At 72.1% G+C, this 26,590-nt stretch carries 24 protein-coding genes; 13 read left to right on the forward strand and 11 right to left on the reverse strand.

What is annotated here, in order from left to right; all coding sequences use genetic code 11:
- Positions 1-163: 163 nt before the first annotated feature.
- The 3 genes from ACWCQ1_RS45470 to ACWCQ1_RS45480 are packed head-to-tail and all read left to right on the forward strand — an operon-like array spanning position 164 to position 4,091.
- Positions 164-1,510, forward strand: a complete 1,347-nt coding sequence (locus ACWCQ1_RS45470; protein WP_451029273.1) for a hypothetical protein — start codon at positions 164-166, stop codon at positions 1,508-1,510.
- A gap of 44 nt (positions 1,511-1,554) precedes the next feature.
- On the forward strand, positions 1,555-2,346 hold the full coding sequence (locus ACWCQ1_RS45475; protein WP_133043061.1) for a hypothetical protein: 792 nt from the start codon (positions 1,555-1,557) through the stop codon (positions 2,344-2,346).
- Complete coding sequence (locus ACWCQ1_RS45480) at positions 2,346-4,091, forward strand: hypothetical protein (protein WP_451029274.1); 1,746 nt, start codon at positions 2,346-2,348, stop codon at positions 4,089-4,091. Before ACWCQ1_RS45475 ends, ACWCQ1_RS45480 begins: the two co-directional genes overlap by 1 nt.
- 706 nt (positions 4,092-4,797) lie before the next feature.
- On the opposite strand, the gene ACWCQ1_RS45485 is transcribed toward ACWCQ1_RS45480, so the two are convergent.
- The gene (locus tag ACWCQ1_RS45485) at positions 4,798-6,366 is read right to left on the reverse strand and encodes an FAD-dependent oxidoreductase (protein ID WP_451029275.1); all 1,569 of its coding nucleotides are present in this window, start codon (positions 6,364-6,366) and stop codon (positions 4,798-4,800) included.
- Positions 6,363-7,331 (reverse strand): methyltransferase, encoded by a 969-nt coding sequence (locus ACWCQ1_RS45490; RefSeq protein WP_133043059.1) that lies wholly within the window; start codon positions 7,329-7,331, stop codon positions 6,363-6,365. Before ACWCQ1_RS45490 ends, ACWCQ1_RS45485 begins: the two co-directional genes overlap by 4 nt.
- A 303-nt stretch (positions 7,332-7,634) precedes the next feature.
- On the opposite strand from ACWCQ1_RS45490, the gene ACWCQ1_RS45495 reads away from it, so the two are divergent.
- The 5 genes from ACWCQ1_RS45495 (at position 7,635) to ACWCQ1_RS45515 (ending at position 13,835) form a co-directional block, all read left to right on the forward strand.
- A complete protein-coding gene (locus ACWCQ1_RS45495) occupies positions 7,635-8,126 on the forward strand; it encodes an SgcJ/EcaC family oxidoreductase (RefSeq protein WP_451029276.1) in 492 nt (163 codons plus the stop codon).
- Positions 8,127-8,205: 79 nt separating this feature from the next.
- The gene (locus tag ACWCQ1_RS45500; protein ID WP_133043057.1) at positions 8,206-8,691 is read left to right on the forward strand and encodes a MarR family winged helix-turn-helix transcriptional regulator; all 486 of its coding nucleotides are present in this window, start codon (positions 8,206-8,208) and stop codon (positions 8,689-8,691) included.
- A gap of 140 nt (positions 8,692-8,831) precedes the next feature.
- Positions 8,832-9,416, forward strand: a complete 585-nt coding sequence (locus ACWCQ1_RS45505; RefSeq protein WP_451029277.1) for a DUF4865 family protein — start codon at positions 8,832-8,834, stop codon at positions 9,414-9,416.
- A 96-nt stretch (positions 9,417-9,512) separates the two neighbouring features.
- Positions 9,513-11,690, forward strand: coding sequence for an MMPL family transporter (locus ACWCQ1_RS45510; protein WP_451029278.1), 2,178 nt, complete (start codon positions 9,513-9,515; stop codon positions 11,688-11,690).
- 636 nt (positions 11,691-12,326) lie between these two features.
- Positions 12,327-13,835, forward strand: coding sequence for a peptide MFS transporter (locus ACWCQ1_RS45515; RefSeq protein ID WP_451029279.1), 1,509 nt, complete (start codon positions 12,327-12,329; stop codon positions 13,833-13,835).
- Positions 13,836-13,850: 15 nt separating this feature from the next.
- Here the strand turns inward: ACWCQ1_RS45515 and ACWCQ1_RS45520 are convergent, their stop codons facing one another.
- Complete coding sequence (locus ACWCQ1_RS45520) at positions 13,851-14,567, reverse strand: aggregation-promoting factor C-terminal-like domain-containing protein (RefSeq protein ID WP_451029280.1); 717 nt, start codon at positions 14,565-14,567, stop codon at positions 13,851-13,853.
- Between the two features lie 328 nt (positions 14,568-14,895).
- Between ACWCQ1_RS45520 and ACWCQ1_RS45525 the strand changes: the two genes are divergently transcribed.
- Complete coding sequence (locus ACWCQ1_RS45525) at positions 14,896-15,732, forward strand: prephenate dehydratase (protein WP_133043052.1); 837 nt, start codon at positions 14,896-14,898, stop codon at positions 15,730-15,732.
- 18 nt (positions 15,733-15,750) lie between these two features.
- Here the strand turns inward: ACWCQ1_RS45525 and ACWCQ1_RS45530 are convergent, their stop codons facing one another.
- Positions 15,751-16,239, reverse strand: a complete 489-nt coding sequence (locus ACWCQ1_RS45530) for a TetR/AcrR family transcriptional regulator (protein ID WP_358608223.1) — start codon at positions 16,237-16,239, stop codon at positions 15,751-15,753.
- A 153-nt stretch (positions 16,240-16,392) separates the two neighbouring features.
- Between ACWCQ1_RS45530 and ACWCQ1_RS45535 the strand changes: the two genes are divergently transcribed.
- Positions 16,393-16,758, forward strand: a complete 366-nt coding sequence (locus ACWCQ1_RS45535) for a nuclear transport factor 2 family protein (RefSeq protein WP_451029281.1) — start codon at positions 16,393-16,395, stop codon at positions 16,756-16,758.
- 16 nt (positions 16,759-16,774) lie between these two features.
- Here the strand turns inward: ACWCQ1_RS45535 and ACWCQ1_RS45540 are convergent, their stop codons facing one another.
- Positions 16,775-17,800 (reverse strand): alpha/beta fold hydrolase, encoded by a 1,026-nt coding sequence (locus ACWCQ1_RS45540; protein WP_451029282.1) that lies wholly within the window; start codon positions 17,798-17,800, stop codon positions 16,775-16,777.
- A gap of 157 nt (positions 17,801-17,957) precedes the next feature.
- Between ACWCQ1_RS45540 and ACWCQ1_RS45545 the strand changes: the two genes are divergently transcribed.
- Together ACWCQ1_RS45545 and ACWCQ1_RS45550 are read left to right on the forward strand one after the other, a co-directional pair.
- Complete coding sequence (locus ACWCQ1_RS45545) at positions 17,958-19,400, forward strand: aldehyde dehydrogenase (protein ID WP_451029283.1); 1,443 nt, start codon at positions 17,958-17,960, stop codon at positions 19,398-19,400.
- Between the two features lie 123 nt (positions 19,401-19,523).
- Positions 19,524-19,970 carry a VOC family protein gene (locus ACWCQ1_RS45550; RefSeq protein WP_358608206.1) on the forward strand — a complete coding sequence of 149 codons (447 nt, stop codon included), beginning with the start codon at positions 19,524-19,526 and terminating at the stop codon, positions 19,968-19,970.
- A 27-nt stretch (positions 19,971-19,997) separates the two neighbouring features.
- Here ACWCQ1_RS45550 and ACWCQ1_RS45555 read toward each other — a convergent pair whose 3' ends face one another.
- On the reverse strand, positions 19,998-20,561 hold the full coding sequence (locus ACWCQ1_RS45555; protein ID WP_358608209.1) for a CGNR zinc finger domain-containing protein: 564 nt from the start codon (positions 20,559-20,561) through the stop codon (positions 19,998-20,000).
- Positions 20,562-20,914: 353 nt separating this feature from the next.
- Here ACWCQ1_RS45555 and ACWCQ1_RS45560 point away from each other — a divergent pair, with 353 nt between their 5' ends.
- Positions 20,915-21,826, forward strand: a complete 912-nt coding sequence (locus ACWCQ1_RS45560; RefSeq protein WP_451029284.1) for a hypothetical protein — start codon at positions 20,915-20,917, stop codon at positions 21,824-21,826.
- 95 nt (positions 21,827-21,921) lie between these two features.
- On the opposite strand, the gene ACWCQ1_RS45565 is transcribed toward ACWCQ1_RS45560, so the two are convergent.
- The 5 genes from ACWCQ1_RS45565 to ACWCQ1_RS45585 form a co-directional block, all read right to left on the reverse strand.
- Positions 21,922-22,791 carry a sugar phosphate isomerase/epimerase family protein gene (locus tag ACWCQ1_RS45565; RefSeq protein WP_358608214.1) on the reverse strand — a complete coding sequence of 290 codons (870 nt, stop codon included), beginning with the start codon at positions 22,789-22,791 and terminating at the stop codon, positions 21,922-21,924.
- Positions 22,788-23,804, reverse strand: coding sequence for a Gfo/Idh/MocA family oxidoreductase (locus ACWCQ1_RS45570; RefSeq protein ID WP_451029285.1), 1,017 nt, complete (start codon positions 23,802-23,804; stop codon positions 22,788-22,790). Before ACWCQ1_RS45570 ends, ACWCQ1_RS45565 begins: the two co-directional genes overlap by 4 nt.
- Positions 23,805-23,851: 47 nt before the next feature.
- Entirely contained in the window at positions 23,852-25,273 is a 1,422-nt protein-coding gene (locus tag ACWCQ1_RS45575; RefSeq protein WP_133043043.1) for a sugar porter family MFS transporter, read from the reverse strand.
- Between the two features lie 9 nt (positions 25,274-25,282).
- Positions 25,283-26,233, reverse strand: a complete 951-nt coding sequence (locus ACWCQ1_RS45580; RefSeq protein WP_358608217.1) for a TIM barrel protein — start codon at positions 26,231-26,233, stop codon at positions 25,283-25,285.
- A 21-nt stretch (positions 26,234-26,254) separates the two neighbouring features.
- Positions 26,255-26,590, reverse strand: a 336-nt coding sequence (locus ACWCQ1_RS45585) for an aldehyde dehydrogenase family protein (protein ID WP_451029286.1), incomplete at its 5' end; no start/stop codon positions are given.

Genomic DNA, 26,590 nt, shown 5'->3' on the forward strand with positions numbered 1-26,590 from the left:
ATTCCCCCGCCGCCCGGGTGGCTGTGTGCTTTCCCGGCAGGCGAACGGCCGTGCCGATCACGCCAGTTGGCCGGTTCGAGGTGCATTGGAGCACCGCACGAGGCCCGGGTGTGACCCTCTCCGCGACCGTGCGCCGCCGGGCGCAGGGCACGAGGAGGGCAGTATGAGAAAGGACCGAACGGCTCCCGCGAGGGCCATCCGGGGGGCGCTGCCGGTCGCCGCGCTCGCACTCGTGGCGGTGGCCGTCGCACCCGGCCCCGCCACCGGGGCCACCGGTGACGGCGGTACGACCGTCCTGGTCAGCGTCGGCCTCGGCGGCCGCCCGGCCAACGGGCCCAGCGAGCGGGCCTCCATCAGCGCCGACGGCCGTCTGGTCGTGTTCACCTCGCACGCGAGCAACCTCGTGCGCGGCGACCGCAACGACTGCACCGACGTGTTCCTGCGCGACCTCGACCGCGGCACCACCGTCCGCGTCGACCGCGGCTGGGACGGCACCGAGTCCGACGGCTGCACCGGCATCGACCCGATCATCAGCGCCGACGGACGCTACGCCGTCTACTCCGCCGACTCCACCAACCTCGTCCGCGGGGTCCGCGACGGCCGCTCCCACATCTACCGCACCGACCTGCGCACCGGCGCGACCGTGCTGGCCTCGGCCGCCGCCGACGGCACCCCCGGCAACGGCGACAGCATGCGCCCGACGCTCTCCGCCGACGGCCGGTACGTGGCCTTCGCCACCGCCGCGACCAACCTGGTCCCGGGCACTCCCTCGGGCACCTGGGACACCGTGGTCCGCGACATGAACAGCGGCAAGGTCGTCCGCACCAGCGCCGCCTCCGACGGCACCCCCGGCAACGCGGCCAGCGACGGCACCCAGATCAGCGCCGACGGCCGGTACGTCACCTTCTTCTCCAACGCCACCGACCTGGTGGCCGACGACACCAACAAGAAGGTCGACGAGTTCCTGCACGACACCGCGACCGGCCGCACCACCCGGCTGAGCGTCTCGACGGCCGGCGTCCAGTCCGACCAGATCACCATCGGCGGCACCATCAGCGACGACAACCGCTACGTCGTCCTGAACTCCCACGCCACCAACCTCACCGCGGACAGCCCCGCCACCGGCGCCAACCACATCTACCTGCAGGACCTGGACGACAACACCCTGCAGCTCATCGACAAGGGCGCCGACGGCGTGCCCGCGCCCGGCGGCACCTTCTGGGCCAGCATCAGCGGCGACGGCAAGCACATCCCGATGGCCTCCGCCGGCGGCGACCTGGTCCCCGGCGACACCAACGACGTACGCGACATCTTCGTCGCCGACCTGCCCGGCCCGGCACTGCGCCGGGTGAGCGTCGGCACCGACGGACAGCAGGCCGACGCCGCGAGCTACTTCCCCGACGCCGACCAGCACGCCCACGCCGTGGTGTTCACCTCGTACGCCACGAACCTCGTGGCCGGGGACACCAACGGCCAACCGGACGTCTTCGTCCACCGCGACCAGCCGTGAACCGACCGCCCGAGCAGCAGCACACGCAGAGAGGGAAGCACACCATGGGGATCACAGCCGGCCGACGCACGGCGGCGCTCGCCGCCACCGCGGCCCTGACACTGGCCGGGGTCGGCGTGGGCGTCACCCACGGAGCCACCGGATCCACGGCGGCCGACACGACGGTGCCCGGCACCGTGGTGGTCGAGGAGAACGCGCACGGGCGGGTGCTCACGGCCGACCCGTCCGCCCACGACAAGCAGGCGCTCGTCGACGCCGTGCACGAACTGCGGCGCGAGCGGGAGCGGCAGACGAGCGACCCGACCCCGACACCCACCTCCACCGGCGGCGGGGGAGGACACGGCGACCAGACCGGCTTCCCCGTGCGCGACTCCTGGCTGACGTCCGCCAAGAGCAAGCGGGTGACCCTCCCCGGCGGCAAGGGCAGCATCGAGGCGGCCGGCGCGAGCTTCGTCAAGGTGCCGTTCATGGAGTACTACGCCATCTTCACCGACACCTCCTCCGACGTGGCCTGGCTGGGCGAGCGGCCCTTCAACGCCGACAGCATCCAGCACACCGACACCTGGGACATCGGCTCGGTCGGCGCGCCGTTCTGGGTGGTGGGGGCGCCGCAGGGTGCCAGGACGACGAGCAGCGGCAGCGGGGCGCAGGCCGGCTGGAGCACCACCGTCCAGAACAACTGGTACAGCGAACACGCCTACGACCAGGTCGCGTTCTACCCGCCCAGCCAGGACGACTACTCCAACGTGTTCCGCATCAGCCACTCGGTCACCGGCACCTTCCAGTTCGGCTCGTCCTTCTACACCGTCACCAGCCGCGACCGGGCCTACCGCTGATGCCCGTCCCACGACTGACGGCCCGGCTGAACGCGGCGGTGGCACGGCTGGTGTGCTGGACGGCCCTGACCGCCGTGGCCGCCGCGTGCGGGCCCGCCGGCACCCCCGGGCCGGACGCCGTGACCCCGGCCGCCGTGCGCGTCGACGCCCGTCAACTGCTGCGCGACGCCTGGGTCACGGACGGACGGCGCGGCTACTTCGTGGACGGCGCGGACTCGGCCACCGCCACGCCGTTCTCGCTGTACGAGACCGCGTGGCGGCTGCGGCTGGCCGCGCGGTCGGGACAGGACCCGCGCCGCCTGGTCGACCCCGACCGGATGCGGCGGTGGCTGACAGCGGCGGAAGTCGGCCGCCTGGACTCCTCCGGCCTGCCCGCGGTCGCCCAGCTCGACCTGGCGGTGGACGCCCTGCTCACCACGGGCGGCACGGTCGACCGTACGGAGGTGACCCACACCCTGGAGTCCCTGCGCACGGGCGGCAGTTACCGTACGGCCCCCTCCGCCCGGACACCGGACGCGGGCGCGACGGCGGTGGCGGTACGGACCCTGACCCGCCTCGGGCTGCCGGTACCGGGGCCGGTGCGAGCGGCCAACTCCCGCGCTCTGAGCGACCTTTCCATCGCCCGCCACGCAGATGTCGCCACGGACCAGGTGGTGCCCGTGCTGCAGACCGCCGCCGCGTTGGGGGTGACCGGTGTCGACCGGGAGCGTGCGGCTCGACTCGCACAGGCTGCCGAGGGGGACTTGGCCCGACTGGGCGCCGATCCTGTACGGCTCGCGTCCGAGGGGGCCCTGCGTGACGCGGCCGGTCCGCTCGGCGCGCGGTTGCCCCGCTTCGACCCCGCGACCTGTGACGGGCGCGTGCGGCGAGACGGCGGCATCACGCTGCCGGGTGGCGCACAGAGCGATCCGCAGGCCACGTACTGGGCGTTGCGGCTGGGCTGTTCCGCCGTCCGTGCCCCGGCGCCGGGTGCCCACTCGCGGGCCGGCTGGCCGACCGAGCAGGCCCGGGAGTCGGCGCTGAGCGCGTCCGCGGCGGCGGTCGCGGTGGCGGCCCGGTCCGTCGGCGGTGTCACCGAGTTCGCCGGACCGCTCGCCCGTCAGCTGCGCGAGGTGTGGCTGCCCCGGACGGCCCTGCCCCGGACGGCCCGTCCGGCGCCGTACGACACGGCGGAACTGGTCGACCGGGTGAACCTGCGTCAGATCGCCGGGTCCCTGGGCCCGTCCGCCACCCATGACGTGGGCAAGGCCCTGCCCGCCCCCACGCTCCGGGGCGTGATGGCGACCGACGACGCCCGTCTCCTGCTCAGCACCCTGGACGCCCGCGACTCGACACCGGCCCGGCACGCCCTGTGCTCCGCAGGCTCCACGCTGCGTACGGCGGCCGCACGGTCCGGCGGCTCGCTCGTACGGGCCGCCTGGCTCGCGGCCGCGGCCGACCTCTGCCACGACCCGAGCCTGCGCACCCGCGCCATGGAGACGGCCCGAACCGCACGCATCACCGCCGCGGTCTACCGCGCCGGCGCCGATCCCTCCTTCGAGGCCTCGGTACTCGGCACCTGGATCGAGCGCCCTCGCACGGACGCCCTGACCGCCTGGACCCACGCGGGCCTGTGCCACGGCGACCGCTGCGCGGACACCCCGGCCCGCTTGCGGACCACCGACCACACCCCCCTACGCACCCTCGCCGCCCTACTTGCAGCGAAGGCCGGCGACTACGGCGCCCTGTTCCCGGTGTCCTTCTGAACCCCGCGAGCGGCAAGAAGGGCCCGCCCACCACGACGGGTGGCCGGGCCCTTCGGGTTACGCGTTCGCCGTCCTGCTCGCTGCCTGGGGCGCTGACTACGGCAGCGCGTCCTCGGCGGCTCTCTGACCGCGCCGGTGACAAAGAGGCCCGTCCACCACCACGGGTGGCCGGGCCCTTCGGGTTACGTCTTCGTCGTCCTGGCTGCCGCGCTGGGCGGTGACTGCGGCGGCGTGTTCTCCGCGGCTTTCTGATTGCGCCCGCGGCGAAGGGGTCCGCTCACCGCCACGGGTGGGCGGGCCCTTCGGGTTGCGTCTTCGTCGTCCTGGCTGCCGCGCTGGGTGGTGACTGCGGCGGCGTGTTCTCCGCGGCTTTCTGATTGCGCCCGCGGCGAAGGGGTCCGCCCACCGCCACGGGTGGGCGGGCCCTTCGGGTTACGTCTTCGCCGTCCTGCCCGCGCCCGGGGGCTGTGACTACGGCGTGTCTCCCGCGGCTTTGTGACCGCGCCCGCGACAACGAGCCCGCCCCACCCGGTGGTCGGGCCCTCCGCGTTCCACGGATTCCGCTGCGCACCCTCGCCCTCCGTACCGGCCACCAGTCCGCCCGCGGTAAGGGCCTGTTCCGCCCGCTGGACCGTGCCCTTGGCGTTCCAGCCCAGCCGTCGAGGGACCCGCCCCACTCGGTGGACGGGTCCCTCGGAGCTCCCGCTCAGGCCTGCGCCAGCGCCACGTGCTGGTCCAGTGCCGTCCCGTCGTGGACGCCGCCGCGGAACGCCACGTAGCCGTCCGGGCGGATCAGGAGCAGTGCGCCCGCTTCCGCGCCGAGCGTGGTGCGCAGGGTGCCCGACGTGTCCTCGACGGACTCGCGTCCGGCGGTGGTCACCAGGTGGACCGGGATTCCGGCGCGCCGGGCTGCCGCCGACGCCGACTTGGCGGCCATGTCGGCCGAGGCCGGGTCGGACGGGTCCTCGGGGAACGCCAGCAGCGTCCAGTCCCCTTGGCCCAGGAGTCGGAACAGCCGTTCCGTGCCGCCCCGCGCCGGGACGTCCGGCACCCGGGAGCCCGGGCCGGGTGCGCCCGCAGGCCCGGGGGTGCCCGCGCTGAGCGGGCTGTCGGGGTAGGCCAACGGGAGTCCCGTGTGGCCGGCCCCGGCGTCGGTGAGGCGGGAGTGCAGCAGCTCGAACGGCGGGACCGGGCCGACCCCGCCCCAGTAGGTCCGCCGGTTGCGCTCGGCCAGTCCCAGGGCGATCGGCCGGCGTTCCGCCTCGTAGGTGTCCAGAAGGCGAGCAGAGGCCCGGCCCTGGACCACCGCGGCCAGCTTCCAGCCCAGGTTGAACGCGTCCTGGATCCCGGTGTTCATGCCCTGCGCGGTCACCGGCATCACGGTGTGCGCGCTGTCGCCGGCCAGCAGACAGCGGCCGACCCGGTACGTGCCGGCCACCGCGTTGTAGAGCCGGACCCGCCAGTTGAAGCGGCCGTCGTGGAAGTCCAGGTCGGACACGCCGCTGACCCGGCGGACGGCGTCGAGCACCTCCGTCACGTCCGGGTCGCCGGTGCGGGCCGGATCGGGGTCGGCCACACCGGCGTAGAAGCGGTGGCGCCCGTCCGGGAGCGGGGCCGTGCCGAGCGAGCCGGCCTCGGTCAGGAAGAGGTGGCAGTGCGCCGGGTCGCCGGGCAGCGAGCCCGTCCAGCGGGCGTCGATCTGCAGCAACTGGGTGCCAGGGCAGGGCTGTTTGTCCCAGCCGGCCCCGATCTCGTCGCGCACGGTGCTGTGCGGGCCCTGCGCCCCCACCACCCAGCCGGCCCGCGCGGTGTGCACCTCACCGTCGGCACCGGAGAGACGTACCGTGACCCGCGCCGGGCCCTGCTCGACAGCGACCGCGGTCAGGCCCCGCTCGACGCGTACTCCGAGCCCGGCCAGATGCCGGGTGAGCATGTCCTCGGTCGCGGACTGCCCGATCAGCAGAGGGTGCGGATACGGCGTACCCGACTGGTCGGCGGGCCGGACCAGCGGCGGCAGACCGGCGAAGTGATGGGTGCGGTGGGTGTAGGGGACGCCGGAGTCCAGGTAGTCGGCGACCGGCAGGCCCATGAGGTCGAAGACCTCCAGGGTGCGCTGCCACACCGTGCAGGCCCGGGTGCCCCGGCGGGGTTCGCCGCGCCGGTCCACGATCCGTACGCGCACACCCCGCCGGGCCAGTTCGATCGCCGTGCACAGGCCGACCGGCCCGGCGCCGACGACCAGCACCTCCGGGTCGGCGTCGGCGGCGCGGCTCACGCCCGCTCCCAGAAGAGCAGCGAGTGGTGCGAGGGCAGTTTCGTCACGCCCGCGAGCCGCAGCCCCGCCTCGGCGGCGAGCGCGGCGAACTCCTCCACCGTGCGCTCGCGGCCCTTGTTGAACACCAGCATCCGCAGGTCGTACTCGGTGTTGAGCTGCTTGCCCGCGTCCTCGGCGATGACCCGCTCCACGACCACGACCCGGCCGCCCTCGGGCAGCGCCTCGGCACAGCGGGCGAGGATCGCCACGGACTGCTTGTCGTCCCAGTCGTGCAGGATCTGGCTGAGCAGGTACAGGTCGGCGCCCGCGGGCAGCGGGTCGAAGAAGGACTGCCCGACCACCTCGGTGCGCTCGGCGAGCCCGGCCGCCGCGAACCGTTCGGCGCCGCCCTCGACCGTGCCGGGCAGGTCGACGAGCGTGCCGCGGGTGTCGGGCGCTGTCTTCAGGATCGCCTCCAGCAGGGCGCCCGTACCGCCGCCGATGTCGGCGATCCGGCGCGCCTCGTGCCAGGGGTGCGCGGCGGCCGCCTCGGGGGCGAGACGGCCCTGGACGGCGGCCATCTGCGCGTTGAAGGAGTCGGTGAGTTCGGGGTGGCGCTCCAGGTCGTCCCAGAACGGGACCCCGAAGACGGCGTCGTAACCCGGCTCGCCGGTGCGCACCGCGTGCAGCAGTCCGCCGCAGGCGGCCAGGTCGATCCGGCCGCTGGCGCCCTCCAGGTCCAGCCAGTGCCGCATCCGTGAGGGGTGCGAGTCCAGCAGCAGGCGCGAGGTGGCCGTCAGGCCGTACACACCCGGCTCGTCCTCGCCGAAGACGTCGCGGCAGGCGAGGAAGCGCAGGAGCCGGCCCAGCGAACCGGGATCGGTCGAGGTCTTCTCGGCCAGCTCCTCCCGGGTGCGCGCGCCCGCCTCGATGTGGTCGGCGATGCGCAGCGTGGCGGCCACGCGCACCGCGATGGGGGTGAACACGTCGACGAAGGCCGGGCGCCCGCCCGGCCCCTTGGGTGTCGGCTGCTGCGAGTGCTCCGTGTGCGTGTCGATGGCAATGCACCTCTTCCGGAAGTCCCGTGTGCTGCTGCTGCGTGAAGCGGTGCGCCGATGGTCCTGACGACGCCTCGACGGGCGCTCAAGCGCGGGTTGCGGGCCGGATGCGGGGGAGGGGTTGACACCCATGGCAGCTTCTCTCTAAATTAGAGATACACGGAAAGAGAGAAGAACGAAATCAGAGCGAACCTGTGAGAGCAGGCCGCCACGGACCGAAGGAGCACCGACATGAACGCCACCCACGAGACCCGCGCCACCGACCTCGACGCCCGCGCCGTCCTCGCCGCGCTCGCCGACCGCTGGGACGCCGCCGACGGCCACGGCTACGGCGAGCTGTTCACCCCGGACGCCACCTACGTGCAGTTCAACGGCGTCCTGCTGAGCGGCCGCCGGGAGATCGCCGAGATGCACGACCTGATGTTCCGCACCATGCTCTACGGCACCCGTCTGGTGACCGGCGAGATCGAGAGCGTCCGCCGGCTCGGCGAGGACCACGCCGTCGTCGTCTCCACCGGCGCCGCCCTCTACCCCTGGCAGAAGGAGGCCACCCCCAAGCGGCTGTCGCGGCAGACGCTTCTCCTGGAGCGCCGGGACGGCCGCTGGCTGGTGGCCGGCTTCCAGAACGCCCGCATCAAGCCCTTCCCGACGAGCGGCCCGCTGTTCGAGGTCGCGAGCAGGGCCGTCCGGCTGCGGGTCGACCGTGCCCGGCGCGCCGCCTGAGCCGCCACGGCCGTACGGACGGATCGCGGCCCGCGCCAGTACGCTGGCCGGAACCCGACGGCAGAAAGGCACCCCGACGATGCGACCGCAGAGTGAAGAGGACCGCTCCCTGGGCGTCCTGATGTCGCTGGCCACGGCCCTGCGGGTGCAGGCGGCCAGGACGGTCCTCTTCCAGTCCGCGGTCGCCCAGTCGATCGGGCTCAACGCCACCGACTTCAACTGTCTGAGCCTGCTCGACCTGGAAGGCCCGATGACACCCGGACGGCTCGCCGAGCGGGTCGGACTGAGCCGGGGCGGCGCCATCACCACCGTGATAGACCGCCTCCAGAAGGCCGGATTCGTCCGCCGCAGGCCGGACGCGGGCGACCGCAGACGGGTCATCGTCGAGACGATCCCCGAGGCCTTCGCCGAACGCGTCGACACCGTCTTCACCGACTACCGCGCCGCACTCGGCAAGCTCCTCGCCGAACTCACCCCCGAGCAGCAGGAGTTGCTGCTCGACGTCACCAACCGCGGCAACGAGATCTTCCACGCCGAGACCCTCCGGCTCCAGTCGCGGGCCTGAGCTCCCGGCCACGGGCCTTAGCGTCCGGCCAGGGGTCTGAGTGCGCGACCCACCGCCCCACCGCCGCTCCAGCGCGCGGCGCCACACTCCGGGCGCCGACGGCAACCGCCGCCGGACACCGAGGACCCGGATGAGGTGACGTGTCCGTGCTGACCGCGCACTACTCGATCCCGCTGCCCGCCGACTACGACATGAGCGTCATCGCCCGACGGGTGGCGGACCGCTCGGCCCCCTGGGACCGGCGGACCGGGCTGCTGCTGAAGGCGTTCTGCGTCACGGACGCAGGCGACGGCGGGCACAACAGCTACGCACCGTTCTACGTCTGGGCCGCCCCGCACGCGTTCGCCGGCTTCCTCACCGGCGCCGAGTACGCGGGACTGTGCGCCGCCTTCGGCCCGGTACCCGTCTCCACCGGCACCGTCCTCCACTGCGGCCTCGGCTCCGGTCCCGCCGGCCACCTGGTCGTCGTGACCGAACCGCTCGGCCCGGTCACCGACCTGCGCGACACCGCCCGGGCCGAGACCGAACGCCACGAGGCCGTGCTGGCCGACCCGGCCGTGCACTCGCACGTCGTCGACCTCGACCCCGCCACGATGACGCTCACCCGGCGCACGCTCCTGCACGCCGGGAGCGACGCCCCCGTACCGAAGAACGGCGAACGGGTCCTGCGCGTGCTGCACCTGTCCCAGCCCACGCCCCAACCCCCGCACCACACCCACGACTGACGCCCCGTCACGGCACGGCCCGCTCCAGCGCGGCTCCAGCCGCCCCCGAGCGTGCCGTGACACCTCTGGGCGCACTGTCTCTCCAAGGAGTGCAAGGTGACCACTACTCCGGTCCGAGGCGCCACCCCCACCGCGCCACCACCCCCACACGGCCGCTCCCTCCTCGAGCGCACCGCCGGTTTCGCCCAACGGCACCGGTGGACCGCCCTGCTGCTGTGGGTCGTCGTCCTGTTCGCCGTCTGGGGCGGGGCCTCCGCCGTCGGCGACGCCTACCGCGACGACTTCTCCCTGCCCGGCACCGAGACCCAGCAGGCCCTGCAGACCATGGAGGAACACGGCTCCGCCCAGGCCGGCGACAGCCTCCAGATCGTGCTGCACGACCGGCAGGGCCTCGGCGACGCCGCCACCCGCGCACGGGTCACCGCGATGCTCGGCAAGGTGTCGGGCCTGCCCAAGGTCGCCCAGGTGCGCAGCCCGTACGACGACCGGCAGGCCGTCTCCAAGGACGGCACCGTCGGCTACGCCACCGTGGTCCTCAAGGGCAAGTCCGAGGACATGGCCAAGGCGGACACCCAGCGGATCTACGACACCGCCCGCACCGCCCGCACCGACGCGCTGGGCGTCGAACTCGGCGGTGACGCGGCGCGCAAGCTCGGCGAGGCACAGGGCGGCGCCGCCGAGGGCATCGGCATGCTCGCCGCGCTGGTCATCCTGGGCCTGATGTTCGGCACGGTCATCGCGGCCGGACTGCCCGTCATCACCGCGGTGTTCGCGGTCAGCAGCACCCTCGGCGTGATCATCCTGATGTCGCACGTCTTCACGATCGCCAGCTACACGCCGTACATCATGATGCTCGTCGGCCTCGGCGTCGGCATCGACTACGCCCTGCTGATCTTCGCCCGCTACCGGGCCGAGCTGGTGCGCGGGGCGTCACCCGAGGACGCGGGCAGGCGCGCGCTGGACCTCGCCGGACGCACCGTGTTCTTCGCCGGCTGCACGGTCATCGTGGCCCTGCTCGGCCTGGTCGCCCTCGGGCTGGGTTCGCTGCAGGGCACCGCGGTCGCCGTGGCCCTGACCGTGCTGGTGACCATGCTCGCCTCGCTCACCCTGCTGCCCGCGCTGCTCGCCCTGTTCGGCAAGCGGTTCGCCCGCCAGTTCACCGCGAAGGCGGCGCGCCGCGAGGCGAAGGGCAAGCCGGTCGAGGGCGGGGCGCGCTGGCGCCGCTGGGCGGGTCTGGTGCAGCGCCGGCCGATGGTCGCCCTGCTGCTGGCGGTGGCCGCGCTCGGTGCCCTCGCCGCGCCCGCGACGGACCTCCGGCTCGGTTTCGCCGACGCGGGCAACGACCCCGCGAAGACCACCAGCCGCAAGGCCTACGACCTCCTCGCCGACGGCTTCGGCCCCGGCTTCAACGGCCCGCTGGTCGTGGTCACGGAGGGCGGTGCCAAGGCCGGCGCGGCACTCTCGCAGACCCTCAACACCACGCACGGCCTCGCCGCCGCGACGGGACCCATCCCCTCCCGGGACGGCAAGGTCTCCACGGTCATCGCCTTCCCCACCACCTCCCCGCAGGACGAGCGCACCACACGACTGGTGCACACCCTCCGCGACGACGTCCTGGTGAAGCTGCGTCAGCGGACCGGCGCGCACTACCTCGTGGGCGGCTCCACCACGGCCGTCATCGACTACGCCGACACCGTCTCCGCCCGCATGCCGCTGTTCATCGCCATCGTGGTCGGGCTGTCGCTGCTCATCCTGGTGATGGTGTTCCGCTCGGTGCTGGTGCCGCTCAAGGCGGCGCTGCTCAACCTGCTGAGCATCGGGGCCGCGCTGGGCGCGATGACGCTGGTCTTCCAGAAGGGCATGTTCGGCCTGGAGCCGGGTCCGATCGAGGCCTACCTGCCCATCATGATCTTCGCGATCGTCTTCGGGCTGTCCATGGACTACGAGATCTTCCTGGTCTCCCGCATCCGCGAGGAGTGGAACCGCACCCGTGACGCCTCCGTCGCCATCCGCGAGGGCCTCGCCCACACCGGCTCGGTCGTGCTGGCCGCCGGCGCGATCATGGTCGCCGTCTTCGGTGCCTTCATCCTCGGCGGCGACCGGATGCTCCAGCAGTTCGGGTTCGGCATGGCGGTCGCGGTCTTCGTCGACGCCGTCGTCATCCGCTGCCTGATCGTCCCCGCCGCGCTGCAGCTCATGGGCCGCCGCGCCTGGTGGATCCCGGCGGGCCTGGACCGGATCCTGCCGAAGGTCGACATCGAGAAACACGACTGACGAGGAGACGGCCGTACGGCGGCCCCCTTGAACGGAGCCCGGGTGCCCCTGACGGCGCCCGGGCTCCCGCATGAGCCGGATCCGAGCGGAACCCGAGCAGCGGGGCGTTTTCTGGAGAGGTGAGGGGAACGGCTCCCGAGCGCGGGCGGCGCCGGATGCCGGACCGATCCCCGGGACGAACGCCGGCGGCACCCCCCGCCGCCCGCCTCCCACGGTCCACCCCTTCCCCTCACCCCCGGCGCCCGGCAGCTCCCCCCTGCCGGGCGCCGCGCTGTACGTGCTGGGCGTCGCGGCGTATTCCGCCGGGGCGCCGTGCCCTACCCCGGGGGGGCGCCGCGTCGTACCCCGCCGGGTGTCGCGCTGTACCCCGCACGCGCGCCGTGCCATACCCCGGGCGGGCGTCGCGCTGTGCCCCGTCGGGCGTCGTGCCGTACTCCGGCCGGGCGTCGCGTCGTACTCCGCCAGGCGTCGCGTCCAGCCCCGTGACCAGGCAGTCCGCGCCGAACCGTCAGTCAGCCGGGGTGCCCTGTGCGGACGGAGCCTCGTCCCGTCCCCGGTCGAGCGGTGCTCGACCGGTCGTCGACGGGGGAAGGGGAATCTCGTCCTGCAGTCGTCCCATGCCCGCAGGGAGGAACCGTGAGCGCCCCGCCGCACCCGTCCGCCGCCGACCGGCGCTCCCGGCCGGCCGGCGCCCCGGCCCGACCCGGGGGCCCGCTCGCGCGCCCGCGCTGGTTCGCGACCCTCTTCGGCACCGACGTGTGGGAGCGGTTCAGCTTCTACGGGATGACCGCGATCCTCGTGCTGTACGCGACGGAGGACACCCGGCGCGGCGGTCTCGGCATGTCCTCCGGGGACGCGGCGCTGCTCTACGGGCTGTACATGGCCGCCGTCTTCCTGGCCTCCGTACCCGGCGGCTGGATCGGCGACCGGATCCTCGGCGCCCGCCGGGCCGTCCTCCACGGCGGTGTCCTGATCGCCCTCGGGCACACCGCGATCGCCGTGCCGATCACCGGCTCCCTCTACCCGGGCCTGCTGCTCGTCGCCTGCGGCACCGGACTGCTCAAGCCCAACATGGCGAGCCTGCTGAGCGCCTTCTACGACCGCGACGACCGCACGGGACGCGACGCCGGTTTCGCCGTGTTCTACATGAGCGTCCAGGTCAGCGCCCTGATCGCGCCGATCGTCGTGGGCGCCCTGGGCGAGGGCGTCGACTGGCACGTGGGCTTCGGTGCCGCCGCCCTCGGCATGGCCGCCGGCCTGGCGCAGTACGTCCGCGGCTCCCGCCACTTCGGCGACACCGGCGCCGCCCCGGAACTCCCCGCCCCGCCCGCCGAACGCGCCCGCGTCCTGCGCACCACCCTCGCCGCGATCACCGTCGCCGTCCTCGGCTACGGCACCGACGCCGCCCTCGGCACCTTCCGGCTCGCCCATCTCATGGCGCTGATCGGCCTGTTGTGCGTGGTGTCCCCGGTGATCTGCTTCTGGCGGCTGCTGCGCAACCCCCTGCTCACCGCCGCCGAGCGCGTCCGGGTGCGCACGTACGTCTGGCTCTTCGCGGCCTCCGCCGTGTTCTGGGCGCTGTTCCTGCAGAGCGGCTCCGCCTTCGCCCTGTTCGCCAAGCACGCCACCGACCGCCAGGTCCTGGGCCGGACCGTGCCCGCAAGCTGGTTCCAGGCGGCGATCCCGTTCTTCGTGCTGCTGCTGGCACCCCTGTTCGCCCGGCTGTGGACCCGCGCCGGCGACCGGGTGCCGCCCGCGGTCAAGTACGCCGTCGGCATGGGCACCACGGCCGCCGCCTACCTGGTCACCGCGGTCGCCGCCGAACTCGCCTCCGACGGCGCCCGGGTCTCCCCGCTGTGGCTGCTGCTGGCCTTCCTGCTGCTGGCAGCCGGAGAGGTGTCCTTCGGACCGGTCGGCATGAGCGCCGCCACCGCGATCGCCCCGGCCACCTTCGTCAGCCGGATGGTGGCCCTGTTCTGGCTCTCCGGGGCCCTCGGCGGCGGCATCGGCGGCAACGCCCTGAAGGCCTCCGGCGACCATGTGCCGGGCCCCGGCTACTTCCTCGCCCTCGGCGCCGCCGCCCTCGCCACCGGCACGGCCCTCTTCCTCGCCCGCCGCCCCCTGACCCGACGGCTCGGCGTCTGAGGGCTGCCACAGGACTCAGTAGGCGTGGTTGGCCTGCCAGTACGTCCACGCGCCACAGGGGCTCCCGTAGACGCTGTTCATGTAGTTGAGGCCCCACTTGATCTGGGTGGCCGGGTTGGTCTGCCAGTCGGCGCCGACGGAGGACATCTTGGAGCCCGGCAGGGCCTGCATGAGGCCGTACGCGCCGGAACTCGGGTTCACGGCCCGGTAGTTCCAGCCGGACTCGCGCTCCACGATGTTGCTGAAGCACTGCAGCTGGCCGCCCGGCACGATCTGCGCGGCGATCGCCTTGATCTGCGCGGTGGTGTAGGAGCTCTGGACGGGGATGTTGGAGGAGCCGCCGCCTTGGGAGGAGCCGGCGGAGCTGGAAGAGGAGGCGGAGGTGGTCTTCGTCTCGGCGCGCTCCTTGGCCTCCTTCGCGGCCTTCTCGGCATCCGCCTTCTTGGAGATGGCGGTCCGGGCGGCGGCCTTGCGGGCGGCCTCCTCGGCCTCCTTCTTGGCGCTCGCGTCCGCCTGGACGGCCTGTGCGTCGGCCTGCTGCGTCAGGGACTCCGTCTGCACCTGGGCCTGCTGACCCGCGGGGATGTCCGCGAGGAGCGTGGCGCCGACCGCCGTCGCCTCCGCGCCGCCCGGCTGGGCGCTGCTGCCCGAGGCTATGCCGACGACGCTTCCGACGGCGGTGACCGCGGTGGCGGAGGCCGCCGCAAATCCCCGTACCGATATCGGGCTCACGCGTCTTCCTTCCGGTTCGTCCGTAGGGTCGTGCCGCGACGGCTGCAGGTAATTCGCGTGCCGGGCCCGGCAGTTGGAACACTCTGCCGTGCCCGGGCGGATGACGCAATCATGGAGCGGGTGTGCATGCTCACACACGGAACCTTCCGCATCTCAGGAACCGCCCAGGGATTTTTCACATCGACCGGCGCCCGTGCGCCGCACGTCCCGTCTCACGCTCCGGGCACCCTCCGGCCCGCGTCGCGCGTTCCCCGATACTTCACGGGTGCGGTTCGCGACAGTGCGTGCGCGGCCCGCGACAGGAGCTCCTCCAGGAAGGCTGACCACGGTGACGACCGCCGCATACCAGGGTGAACCCGGATCCAACTCGGCGACCGCCGCCGCGGCCCTCTACCCCGGGGCGGAGGGGATGCCCTGCACCAGCTTCGAGCAGGCGCTGGACGCCGTGACGCTGGGCACCGCCGACGTGGCCGTGATCCCGGTGGACAACTCCGCGGCCGGCCGCGTCGCGGACGTCCACCATCTGCTGCCGGAGTCCGGGCTGTTCATCGTCGCCGAGTACTTCCTCGCCATCCGCTTCGACCTGATGGGCGTGCCCGGCGCGACCCTGGAGGAGGTCGAGTGCGTACGCAGCCATGTGCACGCGCTCGGGCAGTGCCGCAAGGTCGTGCGGGAGGGCGGCTGGCGCACCCTCGTCAGCGACGACACCGCCGGAGCGGCGCGCGAGGTGGCCGAACTGGGCGACCCGCGGCACGCGGCGCTCGCCCCGCCCGCCGCGGCCCGGCTCTACGGCCTGGACGTGCTGCGCTCCGAGGTCGAGGACGACCCCGACAACACCACCCGCTTCGTCGTCCTGTCCCGGGAGGCCGCGCTCGCCCCCCACACCGGGGAGCCGACGATGACGAGCCTCTTCTTCTGCGTGCGCAACATCCCGAGCGCGCTCTACAAGGCGCTCGGCGGGTTCGCCAGCAGCGGCGTCAACCTCACCAAGATCGAGAGCTACCAGCTGGGCGCGGGCCTCAACCCCAGCCGCTTCTACGTCGAGATCGAGGGCCACCCCGACGAGGAGCGGGTCGCCCTCGCCCTGCACGAACTGCGCTTCTTCTCCTCCGAGGTGCGCATCCTCGGCGTCTACCCCGCCCACCCGCACCGCCTGGACCACTGACGGTCCTCATCCCTGCCGTCAGGACGCCCCGAGCCCGTTCAGCAGGGTGTCGACGACCACGTCCGCGGCCTGGGCGGGACTCAGGTCGGGCAACTGCCGGGAGACCAGGTGCATGAGCTGGACCAGCAGCGCGCCCGCCCACCCCTCCGGCAGACCGTCCCGCAACAGCCCTTCCTCCGTGGCGCGTTCGAGGAAGGCGTCCACCTCGCGGACGGAGGCGTCACGGCGCGCGCGGACGTCGTCGTCGGCGAGCATGCGGGCGAGATCGACGGGCCAGGCGCGGTTGACGGCGATGATGTTCTCGACGTAGCGGTGCAGGGCGACGGCGACGGGCGCCTCACGCAGCCGCGCGTCCTCGATGGAGCTCTCGATCGCCGTCAGCCGGGCTTCGTAGATGGCCGCGAGAAGGTCCTCCCGGGAGGCGAAGCGCCGGTAGACCGTACGCCGGTCCACCCCCGCCTCGGCGGCGATGCTCGCGATGCTCGCGCCGGGGTCGGCGGCGAGCATGCGCGCACCGGTGGCCAGAACGGCTTCCAGATTGCGTACGGCGTCGGCTCTCACCGCACCGAGTCTAACGGCGACTGGACACCGAAGCGTGGAAGTAGCTTCCACAAAGGTGACACTGATGTGACAGGTAGGGCATGTTCATAGGGTCCCCCCATGACGGATGAGAGCGAGCGGGCCGTCCGAGCCGCCATCGAGGGGGAGCTGCGGCTCCTCGACCCCGAGGTGCGCGCCTCCCCGGCCCGGGTCCTGGAGCTGCTGGATCCGGAGTTCACCGAGATCGGGGCCTCCGGCCGCCGCTGGGACGCGGAGTCGATCCTCACGGTCACGAGCGACGGCTCGGTCGCCCCGGACTCTCCGGTCGAGGTCACCGAGATGACCGGAGTCCTCCTCGCACCGAGCGTCGTCCACCTGACGTACTTCGCCGACCACCAGGGCCGCCGCACATGGCGCAGCTCCGTGTGGCGCCTGACGGAGAAGGGCTGGCGCCTGTACTTCCACCAGGGCACATTGGCCGATTGAGGGGCGGCGGGGAGCCTCAGAAGTGGTCGGCGTCCGTCACCGCCTGGGCGAAGGTGGTGGGCGCTTCCTGGGGGAGGTTGTGGCCGATGTCCGCGATGGTGCGGTGCTCGTAGGGGCCGGTGAAGTGGTCGCGGTACGAGGCGCCGTCGCCGGGCGGCGTGAACGGGTCCAGGGCGGGGTCGAGGGTGATCGTCGGGACGTGGATGGACGGCCGCGCGGCGAGCAGCCGCTCATAGCGGTCGTAGCGCGGATCACCCTCCGCGAGACCGATGCGCCAGCGGTAGTTGTGGAGCACGATCGCCGCGTAGTCGGGGTTCTTGAAGGCCTCGGCGGTGCGCGCGAAGGTGGCGTCGTCGAAGTCCCAGCCGGGCGAGACGAGCGTCCACACATAGCGGCACAGCGCGACGCGCTCCTTCTCGTCCTCCAGGGCCTTCTTGCCGCGCTCGGTGGCGAAGTACCACTGGTACCACCAGTTGTGCTCGACGGCCGGAAGGGCGGGCTCCAACTGCGCCTTGCGGTCGGTGATGACATAACCGCTCGTGGACACAAGGGCTTTGACGCGCTCGGGCCACAGGGCCGCGATGATGTCGGCGGTCCGTGAGCCCCAGTCGAAGCCGGCCAGTACGGCCTTGCGGATCTTCAGCGCGTCCATCAGGGCGATGATGTCCAGCGCCACGGCGGACTGCTCGGCGGTGCGCGGTGTGCGGGCGGACAGGAAGCGCGTGCTGCCGTGGCCGCGCAGGTAGGGAACGATGACGCGGTAGCCCCGGTCTGCGAGCAGCGGGGCGACCTCGACGTAACTGTGGATGTCGTACGGCCATCCGTGCAGGCAGATGACGACCGGGCCGTGCGCGGGGCCGGCCTCGGCGTAACCCACGTCCAGGACACCGGTCTTGACCTGCTTGAGCCTGTCGAACCCGGTGCGGGTGCCCGGAGTGACGGAGGGCAGGGCGGATGCGCCCGCCTGTGGACCCGTCAGCGAGAGCGCGGCCACGCCGCCGCCCAGACCCACGGCCTTGCCGAAAGTACGCCTGTCGATCATGTGAACCCTCCGTCGCGTGTTCCCGCACCGTCGCACAGCCCTCGTCACCTGTCAAACCGGTGACGAATATTGGCCGGGATCTGCTTCAGGTCACTTGCATGTGCATCTACACTCGATAAGTGCTACGTTTAAGTGACAGTTAACCAGAGGAGAGCACGTGATCACCTACGACCGGCTTTTCATCGGCGGCTCCTGGGTCGAACCCAGCGACCCCGGCCTGCTCGACATCGCCTCGCCGCACGACCGTTCCGTGGTCGGCCGCGCCGCGCAGGCGCGGCCCGCCGACGTCGACCGCGCCCTTGCCGCGGCGCGGGCGTCCTTCGAGGCGGGCGTCTGGCGGCTGACCCCGCCGGCCCAACGCATCGCCGTCCTGCGGGAGTTCAACGCACTGCGCGAGCGGGACGCGGAGAGGATCGCGCACCTGATCTCGCTGGAGAACGGCTCGGCCGGCTGGTTCACCCGCGCCGGACAGCCCGGCCTGACCCGGCAGGCGAACGCCTATCTGAAGGCGGCGGAGGAGTTCGGCTGGGAGGAGACCCTCGTGCCCTCCGACCCCGCCTCCCCGGTGCGCAGTGTGGTGCGCCGCGAGGCGGTCGGCGTCGTGGCCGCCGTCATCCCGTGGAACTCGCCCTTCTCCTCGGCCACCGCGAAGATCATCCCCGCCCTGCTCGCCGGGAACTCCGTCGTGCTCAAGGTGTCCCCGGAGAACTCCCTGAGCATGGGTCTCCTGGCCGAGCTGCTGGAGCGGGCGGGTCTGCCCGAGGGCGTGATCAGCGTGCTGCCCGCCGACCGCGAGACCAGCGAGTACCTGATCTCGCACCGGGAGGTCGACAAGATCGCCTTCACGGGCTCCACGCGGGCCGGCCGGCGGATCGCCGCGATCGCCGGTGAGCAGCTGAAGCGGGTCAGTCTGGAGCTGGGCGGCAAGTCCGCCGCGATCGTCCTCCCCGACGCGGACATCGAGAAGGCCGTCGCGGGGCTGAGGTTCGGCTCCCTGCTCAACAACGGCGAGTCCTGCATCGCCCAGACCCGGATCCTCGCGCCGCGCGGCCGGTACGAGGAGGTCGTGACCGCGCTCAAGGAGCTGGTGGAGTCGCTGCGGGTCGGCGACCCGGACGACCCCGACACCTTCATCGGCCCCATGATCCGCCCCGACCAGCAGGAGCGGGTGCGCGCCTACATCCGGCTCGGCATCGAGGAGGGCGCCCGCCTGGTCACCGGCGGCCCGCACGTCCCGGACGGCCTGGAGAAGGGCAACTACGTCACGCCCACCGTCTTCGCCGACGTCGACAACTCGATGCGGATCGCGCAGGAGGAGATCTTCGGTCCGGTCCTGGTGGTCATCGCCTACGACGACGAGGACGACGCCGTCCACATCGCCAACGACTCCGAGTACGGCCTCTCCGGCGGCGTCTGGTCCGCCGACGAGGAACACGCCCTGGCGGTCGCCCGCCGCCTCCGCACCGGAACGGTCACCGTCAACGGCGCCTCGATCGGCTTCGACGGCCCGTTCGGCGGGTTCAAGGCCAGCGGCGTGGGCCGCGAGTACGGCGCGGTCGGTCTCGGCACGTACACGGAGTACAAGACCATCACCGTCTGAGCACCCCCGCCGCGTCACCACCTTGACTGGTGATGAACGCGCCTGCGATGCTTGCGTCACCACTCAAACCGGTGACTGATGAAGCGCGCACACCACTGACGCGCGGAAAGTGAGATCTCGGCCATGGACATGAAGCTCGAAGTCGTCATCCTGCCCGTCTCCGACGTGGACCGCGCCAAGGGCTTCTACGTGGAGCGGCTCGGCTGGCGGCTCGACGCCGACTTCCCGATCCAGGACGGCTACCGCGTCGTGCAGGTCACCCCGCCCGGTTCCGCGTGCTCGGTCATCTTCGGCGAGGGGCTCACCCGGCAGGAGCCCGGCACGCTGCACGGCCTGCAGCTGACCGTCACCGACATCGTCAAGGCGCAGGAGGAACTGACCTCCCGAGGCGTCGAGGTCTCCGGCCCGTTCCGCGACGAGACCGGCGCCTTCCATCACGCCGGCGACACCCACCGGGTGCCCGGACTCCACCCGGACCGGGCCAGCTACGGCACTTTCGCCGCCTTCAAGGACACCGACGGCAACGAGTGGTTTCTCCAGGAGATCACCGAACGCGCCCCCGGCCGCTGACCGGGGCTGAACCGCTGGGAAGGCGCCTCAGTGCGCGGACGTCGCCGGTGCCGTCTTCTTGCGGGCCCGGTACGCGGCCGCCTTGATCTTGTTGCCGCAGGACTCCATGCCGCACCACTGGCGTCGCATGCCCCGGGAGCGGTCGATGTAGACGCGCGTGCACTCGGGGTTGCCGCACTCCTTCAGCAGGGGGACGTCCGGGCCGCTGAGCAGTTCGACGGCCTGCCGGGCGACGGTGGCCAGGGCCTGCTCGGGGGTCGCCTCGGTGTGCCGGCCTCCGAGTGTGAGCTGCGGTGTCGCGGGCGTCCTGCGCGCGGCGCCGTTGAGCACGGCGAGGGCCTCCCGGTCGAACTCCTCACCGAGGCGACGGTTGGTGACAAGCCGGTAGAGGGCCTCGCGCACCGTCGTCGCCGCCCGGACGTCGTCCTCCTCGCCGGGCGTGATCGTGTCCACGAGTCCGGACTCCAGGTACCAGGCGTTGAGCCGCTCCGGCGTCACGAACATCTCGAACCGGGCCGAGCGCCGGGCCCGTAGGGTGGCCACGAAGTCGAGGGCCGGGTGCCCGCAGACGAAGACATGATCAAGGTTCACATCACCATTCTGACAGGTGACTGCCGTGTGAGGCAAGGATTGTCACCGCTTCAGGCGGTGTCGGTGTGAGGGTGGTGATGCCTTCGCCGCGCCGCCCGGAGTCTTCGCCTCGCCGGCCGGGGCCTTCGCCTCACCAGCCGGAGACGTCATCCGTCGAGGCGGCCAATCCGGTCGTGATGAACTCGTGGAGGATTGACGGCAGTTGTGAAGGGTGGCAAGAATGCAGCTCACTCGCTGTGTTTGAAGTGAGTGAAGTTACGTGAGTGGCTCCCCCCGCCCTTTCTCCGCCCGTGGACATGGGCTGCTCGCGTCCGGCCACCTCCCACGCCTCGATGTCACAGGATCACACCTTGATGCGCTCGTCACGCTCCAGAACGGCGGCCGCCGTCGCCGCAAGCGCTCTCTTCGGCGCCACCGCACCCCTCCTCGGTGCCACCACCGCAAGCGCCACCACCGGGGGCGACTGCCAGTCCGCCACCGTGCAGTACCGCATCGTCGACAGCAGCGGAAACCCGGTCGGGTCCGACTGGACCTCCCAGGGCGGCTTCCACCAGTGGAACGCCGCGCCCGGCACCGTCGAGGTGCGCCTGGCCCCCGGCCAGAACATCGGCGAGAGCTGCAAGTACCCCGTCTCGCTGGCCGAGTACACGACCGAAGGCCCCAACTGGCCCACCTCCGGCCACCAGACCCTCGTCGACCACGCCACGGTCTATCTCACCTCCAAGGACGTCGCGGGATCCGACGGCGCCCAGCGCGACTGGCAGAAGCTGGCCGTGAAGACCCCCGACTGCTACGGCCAGATCGACCTGTACGGCGACGACGTCATCTACGACGGCCAGTCGGGGGACGGGCACGGCCCCGCACCGTACGAGCCCGGCAACGTCGTCACGCCGTACCACCTCATCGCCGCGTGGAACGGCGGCGACAAGGCGTGCACCCCCGACAAGCCGACCTCCCCGACGCCGACGCCCACCGCGTCGACGCCGACCAGCCCCGCCACCAGCCAGCCGCCGGCCCAGGAGTCCACCCCGCCGGCCACCCCCACGAAGCCCTCCACCTCCACCACCCCGCCCACCACGCCCCGCGTCCCCCCGGTGACGTCGACCCCGCCCACGACCCCGACGCCCTCGCCCAGCGAGAGCACGCCGCCTCTGGCCGAGACCGGTTCCAGCGCGCCGGTCGGCCTCATAGCCGGCAGCGGCGCGCTGGTCATCGCCCTCGGGGCCGGCGCGGTCTACGCGACGCGCCGGGCACGCCGTTCATGACGAGCGGCTGACGGAGACGGGGCCTTGCCCCCCGGTCGTACAACCGGGGGGCAAGGCCCCGTCCGTGGGTCTCCTGGGTCCCGTGGATCCCGCTCTCAGCCCGCCAGTTCCTTGCGGATGCGGTCCAGCATGAACGTCGACGACTCCCGTGCCCGCTCCTCCCAGGCGAAGACGCAGGCGGTCGCCACGCCGTCGAAGTTCAGTTCGCGCAGGGTGCCGAAGAAGGCGTCCCAGTTCACCTCTCCCTGGCCGATGTCCAGGTGCTGGTGGATACGGGCCGCCGTCCCGGGCGGGTTGAGGATGTAGCGCAGGCCCGACGACCCCTTGTGGTTGAAGGAGTCCGCGATGTGGACGTGCCGCAGCTTGTCTCCCGCGTACCGCATCATCGACGCGATGTCCGCGCCGACCTCCGCCGCACCGGAGAGATGGAAGGAGTGCGGCGCGCAGTAGAGGTAGTTCACCCAGGGCTTGTTGATCGCGCGGACCAGGTCCACCGCCGGCGTGTTCTCCTCGCAGAAATCGTCCGGGTGGGCCTCCAGGTTCAGGGCGATCCCCTCGCGCTCGAACAGCGGCAGCAGCTCCTCCAGCGAGCGCCAGAACGCCGCCTCGCTCTCCGCCGCGCGCTCGGGCCGCCCGTTGAACTCCGAGTTCATCAGCGGGCATTCGAGGTCCGCCGTGATCTCGATCATCCGCTTCCAGTACCGGACCGCCGCCTGGCGCTCCGTCTCGTCCGGGGACGACCACTTGTACAGCGGGAGCACCGAGGACAGCTGTACGCCGTGCCGGCGCAGGGAGTTCTTCAGCTCCGTCACCCGCTCGTCGTCCGCGCGCGGATGCAGGAAGAACGGCATGAAGTCGTCGCGGGGCGACAACTCAAGGTACTCGTAGCCCAGTTCGGCCACCGTGCGCACCATGTCGTCGATCGGCAGGGCGCGGAACATGTACGGATCGAGGGCGATTTTCACGCGGTGCCTCCGTAGAGGGTCGGGCGGGGCTTGAGGTCGGTGCCGACGACACGGCCCGTTTCGAGGGCCTCGACCGTCGCGGCCGTGATGACGGTGGCGGCGTAGCCGTCCCACGCGGAGGGGCCCGTCGGTTCCTCACCGGCCGCGACCCCGGCGATCCACTCGCGGAACTCCGTGTCGAAGGCCTCCGCGAAACGGCCCACCCAGTCCGTCAGGATCTCCGTGCTGTGCCGGGCCGCCGTCCGGACGCCGACCGCCGCCGGGTCGGGCAGGCGCACCAGGCCCTCCTCGCCGACCGTCTCGCACTGGATGTCGTAGCCGTACTGGCAGTTGACGAAGACCTCGAGGTCGATGCGGACGCCCTTCGCCGTCTCGAAGAGCATGATCTGCGGGTCCTTCAGGTGCTCGAACCGCTTGCTCGTCGAGCGCGGCGTCACCACCTGCGCGGAGACGATCTCGTCGTCCAGCAGCCAGCGCAGCACGTCCACCTCGTGGACCGCCGTGTCCAGGGCCGCCATCGCCGAGGTGTACGACTCCGGGACCGTCGGGTTGCGATGGGCGCAGTGCACGATCAGCGGTTCACCGATCCGGCCCGAGTCGATCACCTGCTTCATCTGGCGGTAGCCGGCGTCGTAGCGGCGCATGAAGCCGACCTGGACCAGACGGCGGCCGTGGGCCGTCTCCGCCTCCAGGATCCTCAGACAGTCCTCGGCGGTGGTGGCCAGGGGCTTCTCGCAGAACACCGGCTTGCCCGCCGCGATGGCGTTCAGGACGTGCTCGGCGTGGGTGGGGCCCCACGACGTCACGAGGACGGCGTCCACGTCGTCCGCCGCCACCACGGCCGCGCCGTCCGGCAGCACCCGGGCGCCCACCGAGGCCGCCGCCTCCTCGGCGCGGGCCGCGTCGATGTCCGTCACCGCGGTGACCCGGGCCCCGGTCACCTGGTGCGTCAGACGCCGGATGTGCTCGTGGCCGATCCAGCCGGCGCCGATGACTCCAACACGTACAGTCATGGTCAGTCCTTGAATGGGGGGTCAGAAGGGGGAGTCAGAGGGGGGAGTCAGGAGAAGCGCGACCGGAGTTCGGCTTCCAGGGTTTCGAGCGTGCGGCCCTTGGTCTCGGGGACGTAGAGCTTCACGAAGGCCAGGGAGAAGATCCCCGCCACGACGAAGAGGAAGAAGGTGTTCGAGATGCCGATCCCGGACACCAGGGACGGGAAGACCAGGCCGATCACGAAGTTCGTCAGCCACAGCACCACCGCCGCCACGCCCATCCCGAAGCCGCGCATCCGCATCGGGAAGATCTCCGACAGCATCAGCCAGGTCACCGGGGAGATCGCACCCTGCTGGAAGGCCAGGAAGGTCACGGTCATCGCCAGCACGGCGTACGCCCGGCCGTCGCCCGACGGGAGCACCAGCGAGAACACGCCGATCAGCAACAGGGCAGCCGTGGTGCCGACCTGACCCGTCATCAGCATCGGGCGGCGCGCCACCCGGCCCAGCAGCCAGATGCCCACGAAGGTCGCCAGGACCGAGATCACACCGTTGGCGATGTTCGCCGTCAGCGCGCTGTCGGCCGCGAAACCCGCGTCCGTGAGGATCTGGGTGCCGTAGTACATGATCGTGTTCACGCCGGTGATCTGCTGCACGATCGCGATGCCGAAGCCCACGAACATCAGCCTGCGCAGCCACGGCGTGGACCGCATGTCCTGCCAGCCGCCGAGCCTCTCCCGCTCCTCCTTCACGGCGAGCGCGGACACCTCGGCGAGTTCCGCCTCCGCCCGCTGCCGGGAACGGACCTGCTTCAGCACCTCCAGTGCCTCACCGAAACGGGTCCGCGAGGCCAGCCAGCGCGGGCTCTCCGGCATGACCAGCATGCCGAACCACAGCACCACCGCCGGGACGGTCGCGATGACCAGCATCCAGCGCCACACGCCACCGGACTCGCCGCCGACGTTCGCGATGACCGCGTTGGAGGTGAACGCCAGCAACTGCCCACTGACGATCATGAGTTCGTTACGGGTGACCAGCGCGCCCCGCCGTTCGGCCGGCGAGATCTCCGCGAGGTACACCGGCACCGTCACCGACGCCCCGCCGACCGCCAGACCGAGCACGAAGCGGGCCACGATCATCACCGCGGTCGTCGGCGCCAAGGTCGCGCCCAGCGCGCCCGCGAAGAACAGCACCGCGAGGGTGAGGATCGTCCGGCGCCTGCCGCGCGCGTCCGACAGCCGGCCGCCGGCGACCGCGCCGAGCGCCGCGCCCAGCAGCAGCGAGCTGGTGACCATGCCCTCGGTGACCGGGGTCAGGCCCAGGTCGTCGCTCATGTAGGGCAGGGCGCCGTTGATGACACCGGTGTCGTAGCCGAAGAGCAGTCCGCCGAACGTGGCGATGACGGTGATCAGCCGCAGCCGGCGGGCGACCGCAGGCGGGGCGTCGGGCGTGAGGGCGGGGGTCCTGGTCGCGTCGTCCCTGACGTCCATGGCCACCTCCTACTGGGGAACGTTCGGACGCCGGGTACCCGACAGACCGCAGCCGGCCAGATGCTCGCGGGTGCTGACCGCGATGGGCAGCGGCACCTCGGGCGCGCAGGGGTACAGGTCCTGCTCCACGATCACGAACAACTCGGCGTCCAGCTTGGCCAGTTCGGCCACCACCTCGGCCGGGCTGGGCACCCCGGCGGGCGGCGACACGCACACCCCGCGCTTGACCGCTTCCCCGAACGACAGGTCCTCGGCGGCCACTTGGGCCAGCACCGCCGGGTCCATCTGCTTGATGTGCACGTACCCGACGCGCTCGCCGAACCGGCGGATCAGGTCGAGGTTGTCCCCGCCGCCGTAGGCCACGTGCCCGGTGTCCAGGCACAGGTTGGTGTAGCGGGAGTCCGACTCGTTCAGCAGCCGCTCGATCTCCGGCTGCGTCTGGATGTGGCTGTCGGCGTGCGGATGCAGGACCAGCCGTACGTCGTACTCGTCCAGCAGCAGCCTGCCCAGCCGGTCGGCGGCCCTGCCGAAGCCCGCCCACTGCGCGGCGGTCAGCTCCGGCGACTCGGTGAACGCGCCGGTCCTCTCGTCCCGGTACATCGGCGGGATAAGGACCAGGTGGTGGGCGCCCGCGGCCGCCGTCAGCGCGGCGACCTGGCGGACGTGCGCGAGCATCGAGTCCCAGGCCCCGGGCCGGTGCAGCGCGCCGAAGGCCGTACCGCCGGAGACCTTCAGGCCACGGGCGTCCAGCTCCTCCTTCAGGCGCCGCGGGTCGGTGGGCAGGTAGCCGTAGGGGCCGAGCTCCAGCCACTCGTAACCGGCCTGGGCCAGCTCGTCCAGGAAGCGGGTGTACGGCACCTGGTGCTCGTCCTCGGGGAACCAGATGCCCCAGGAGTCGGGCGCGGAGCCCAGGCAGAGGTTGCCTGCGACGGTGCGGAGCGGGGATGGCGCCGTTGCCATGGCGTCTCCTTAGGGGGAGGGTCAGTTGGAGGTGGGGAAGGTGAAGCCCGCGGCGACCTGCTGGCTCTGCTGCGGCCAGCGGGTGGTGACGACCTTGGGGCGGGTGTAGAAGCGGATGCCCTCGGGGCCGTGGATGGGGTGGTCGCCGATGAGGGAGTCCTTCCAGCCGCCGAAGGAGTAGTAGGCCATCGGGACCGGGACGGGGACGTTGATGCCGATCATTCCGACCTTGACCCGGCGCTGGAAGCGGCGGGCGGCTTCGCCGGAGGCGGTGAACAGGGCGGTTCCGTTGCCGTAGGGGTTGGCGTTGATGACGTCGATGGCCTCGTCCAGGCTCGCCACGCGCACGATCGCCAG

Source organism: Streptomyces sp. NPDC002144 (assembly GCF_053593695.1).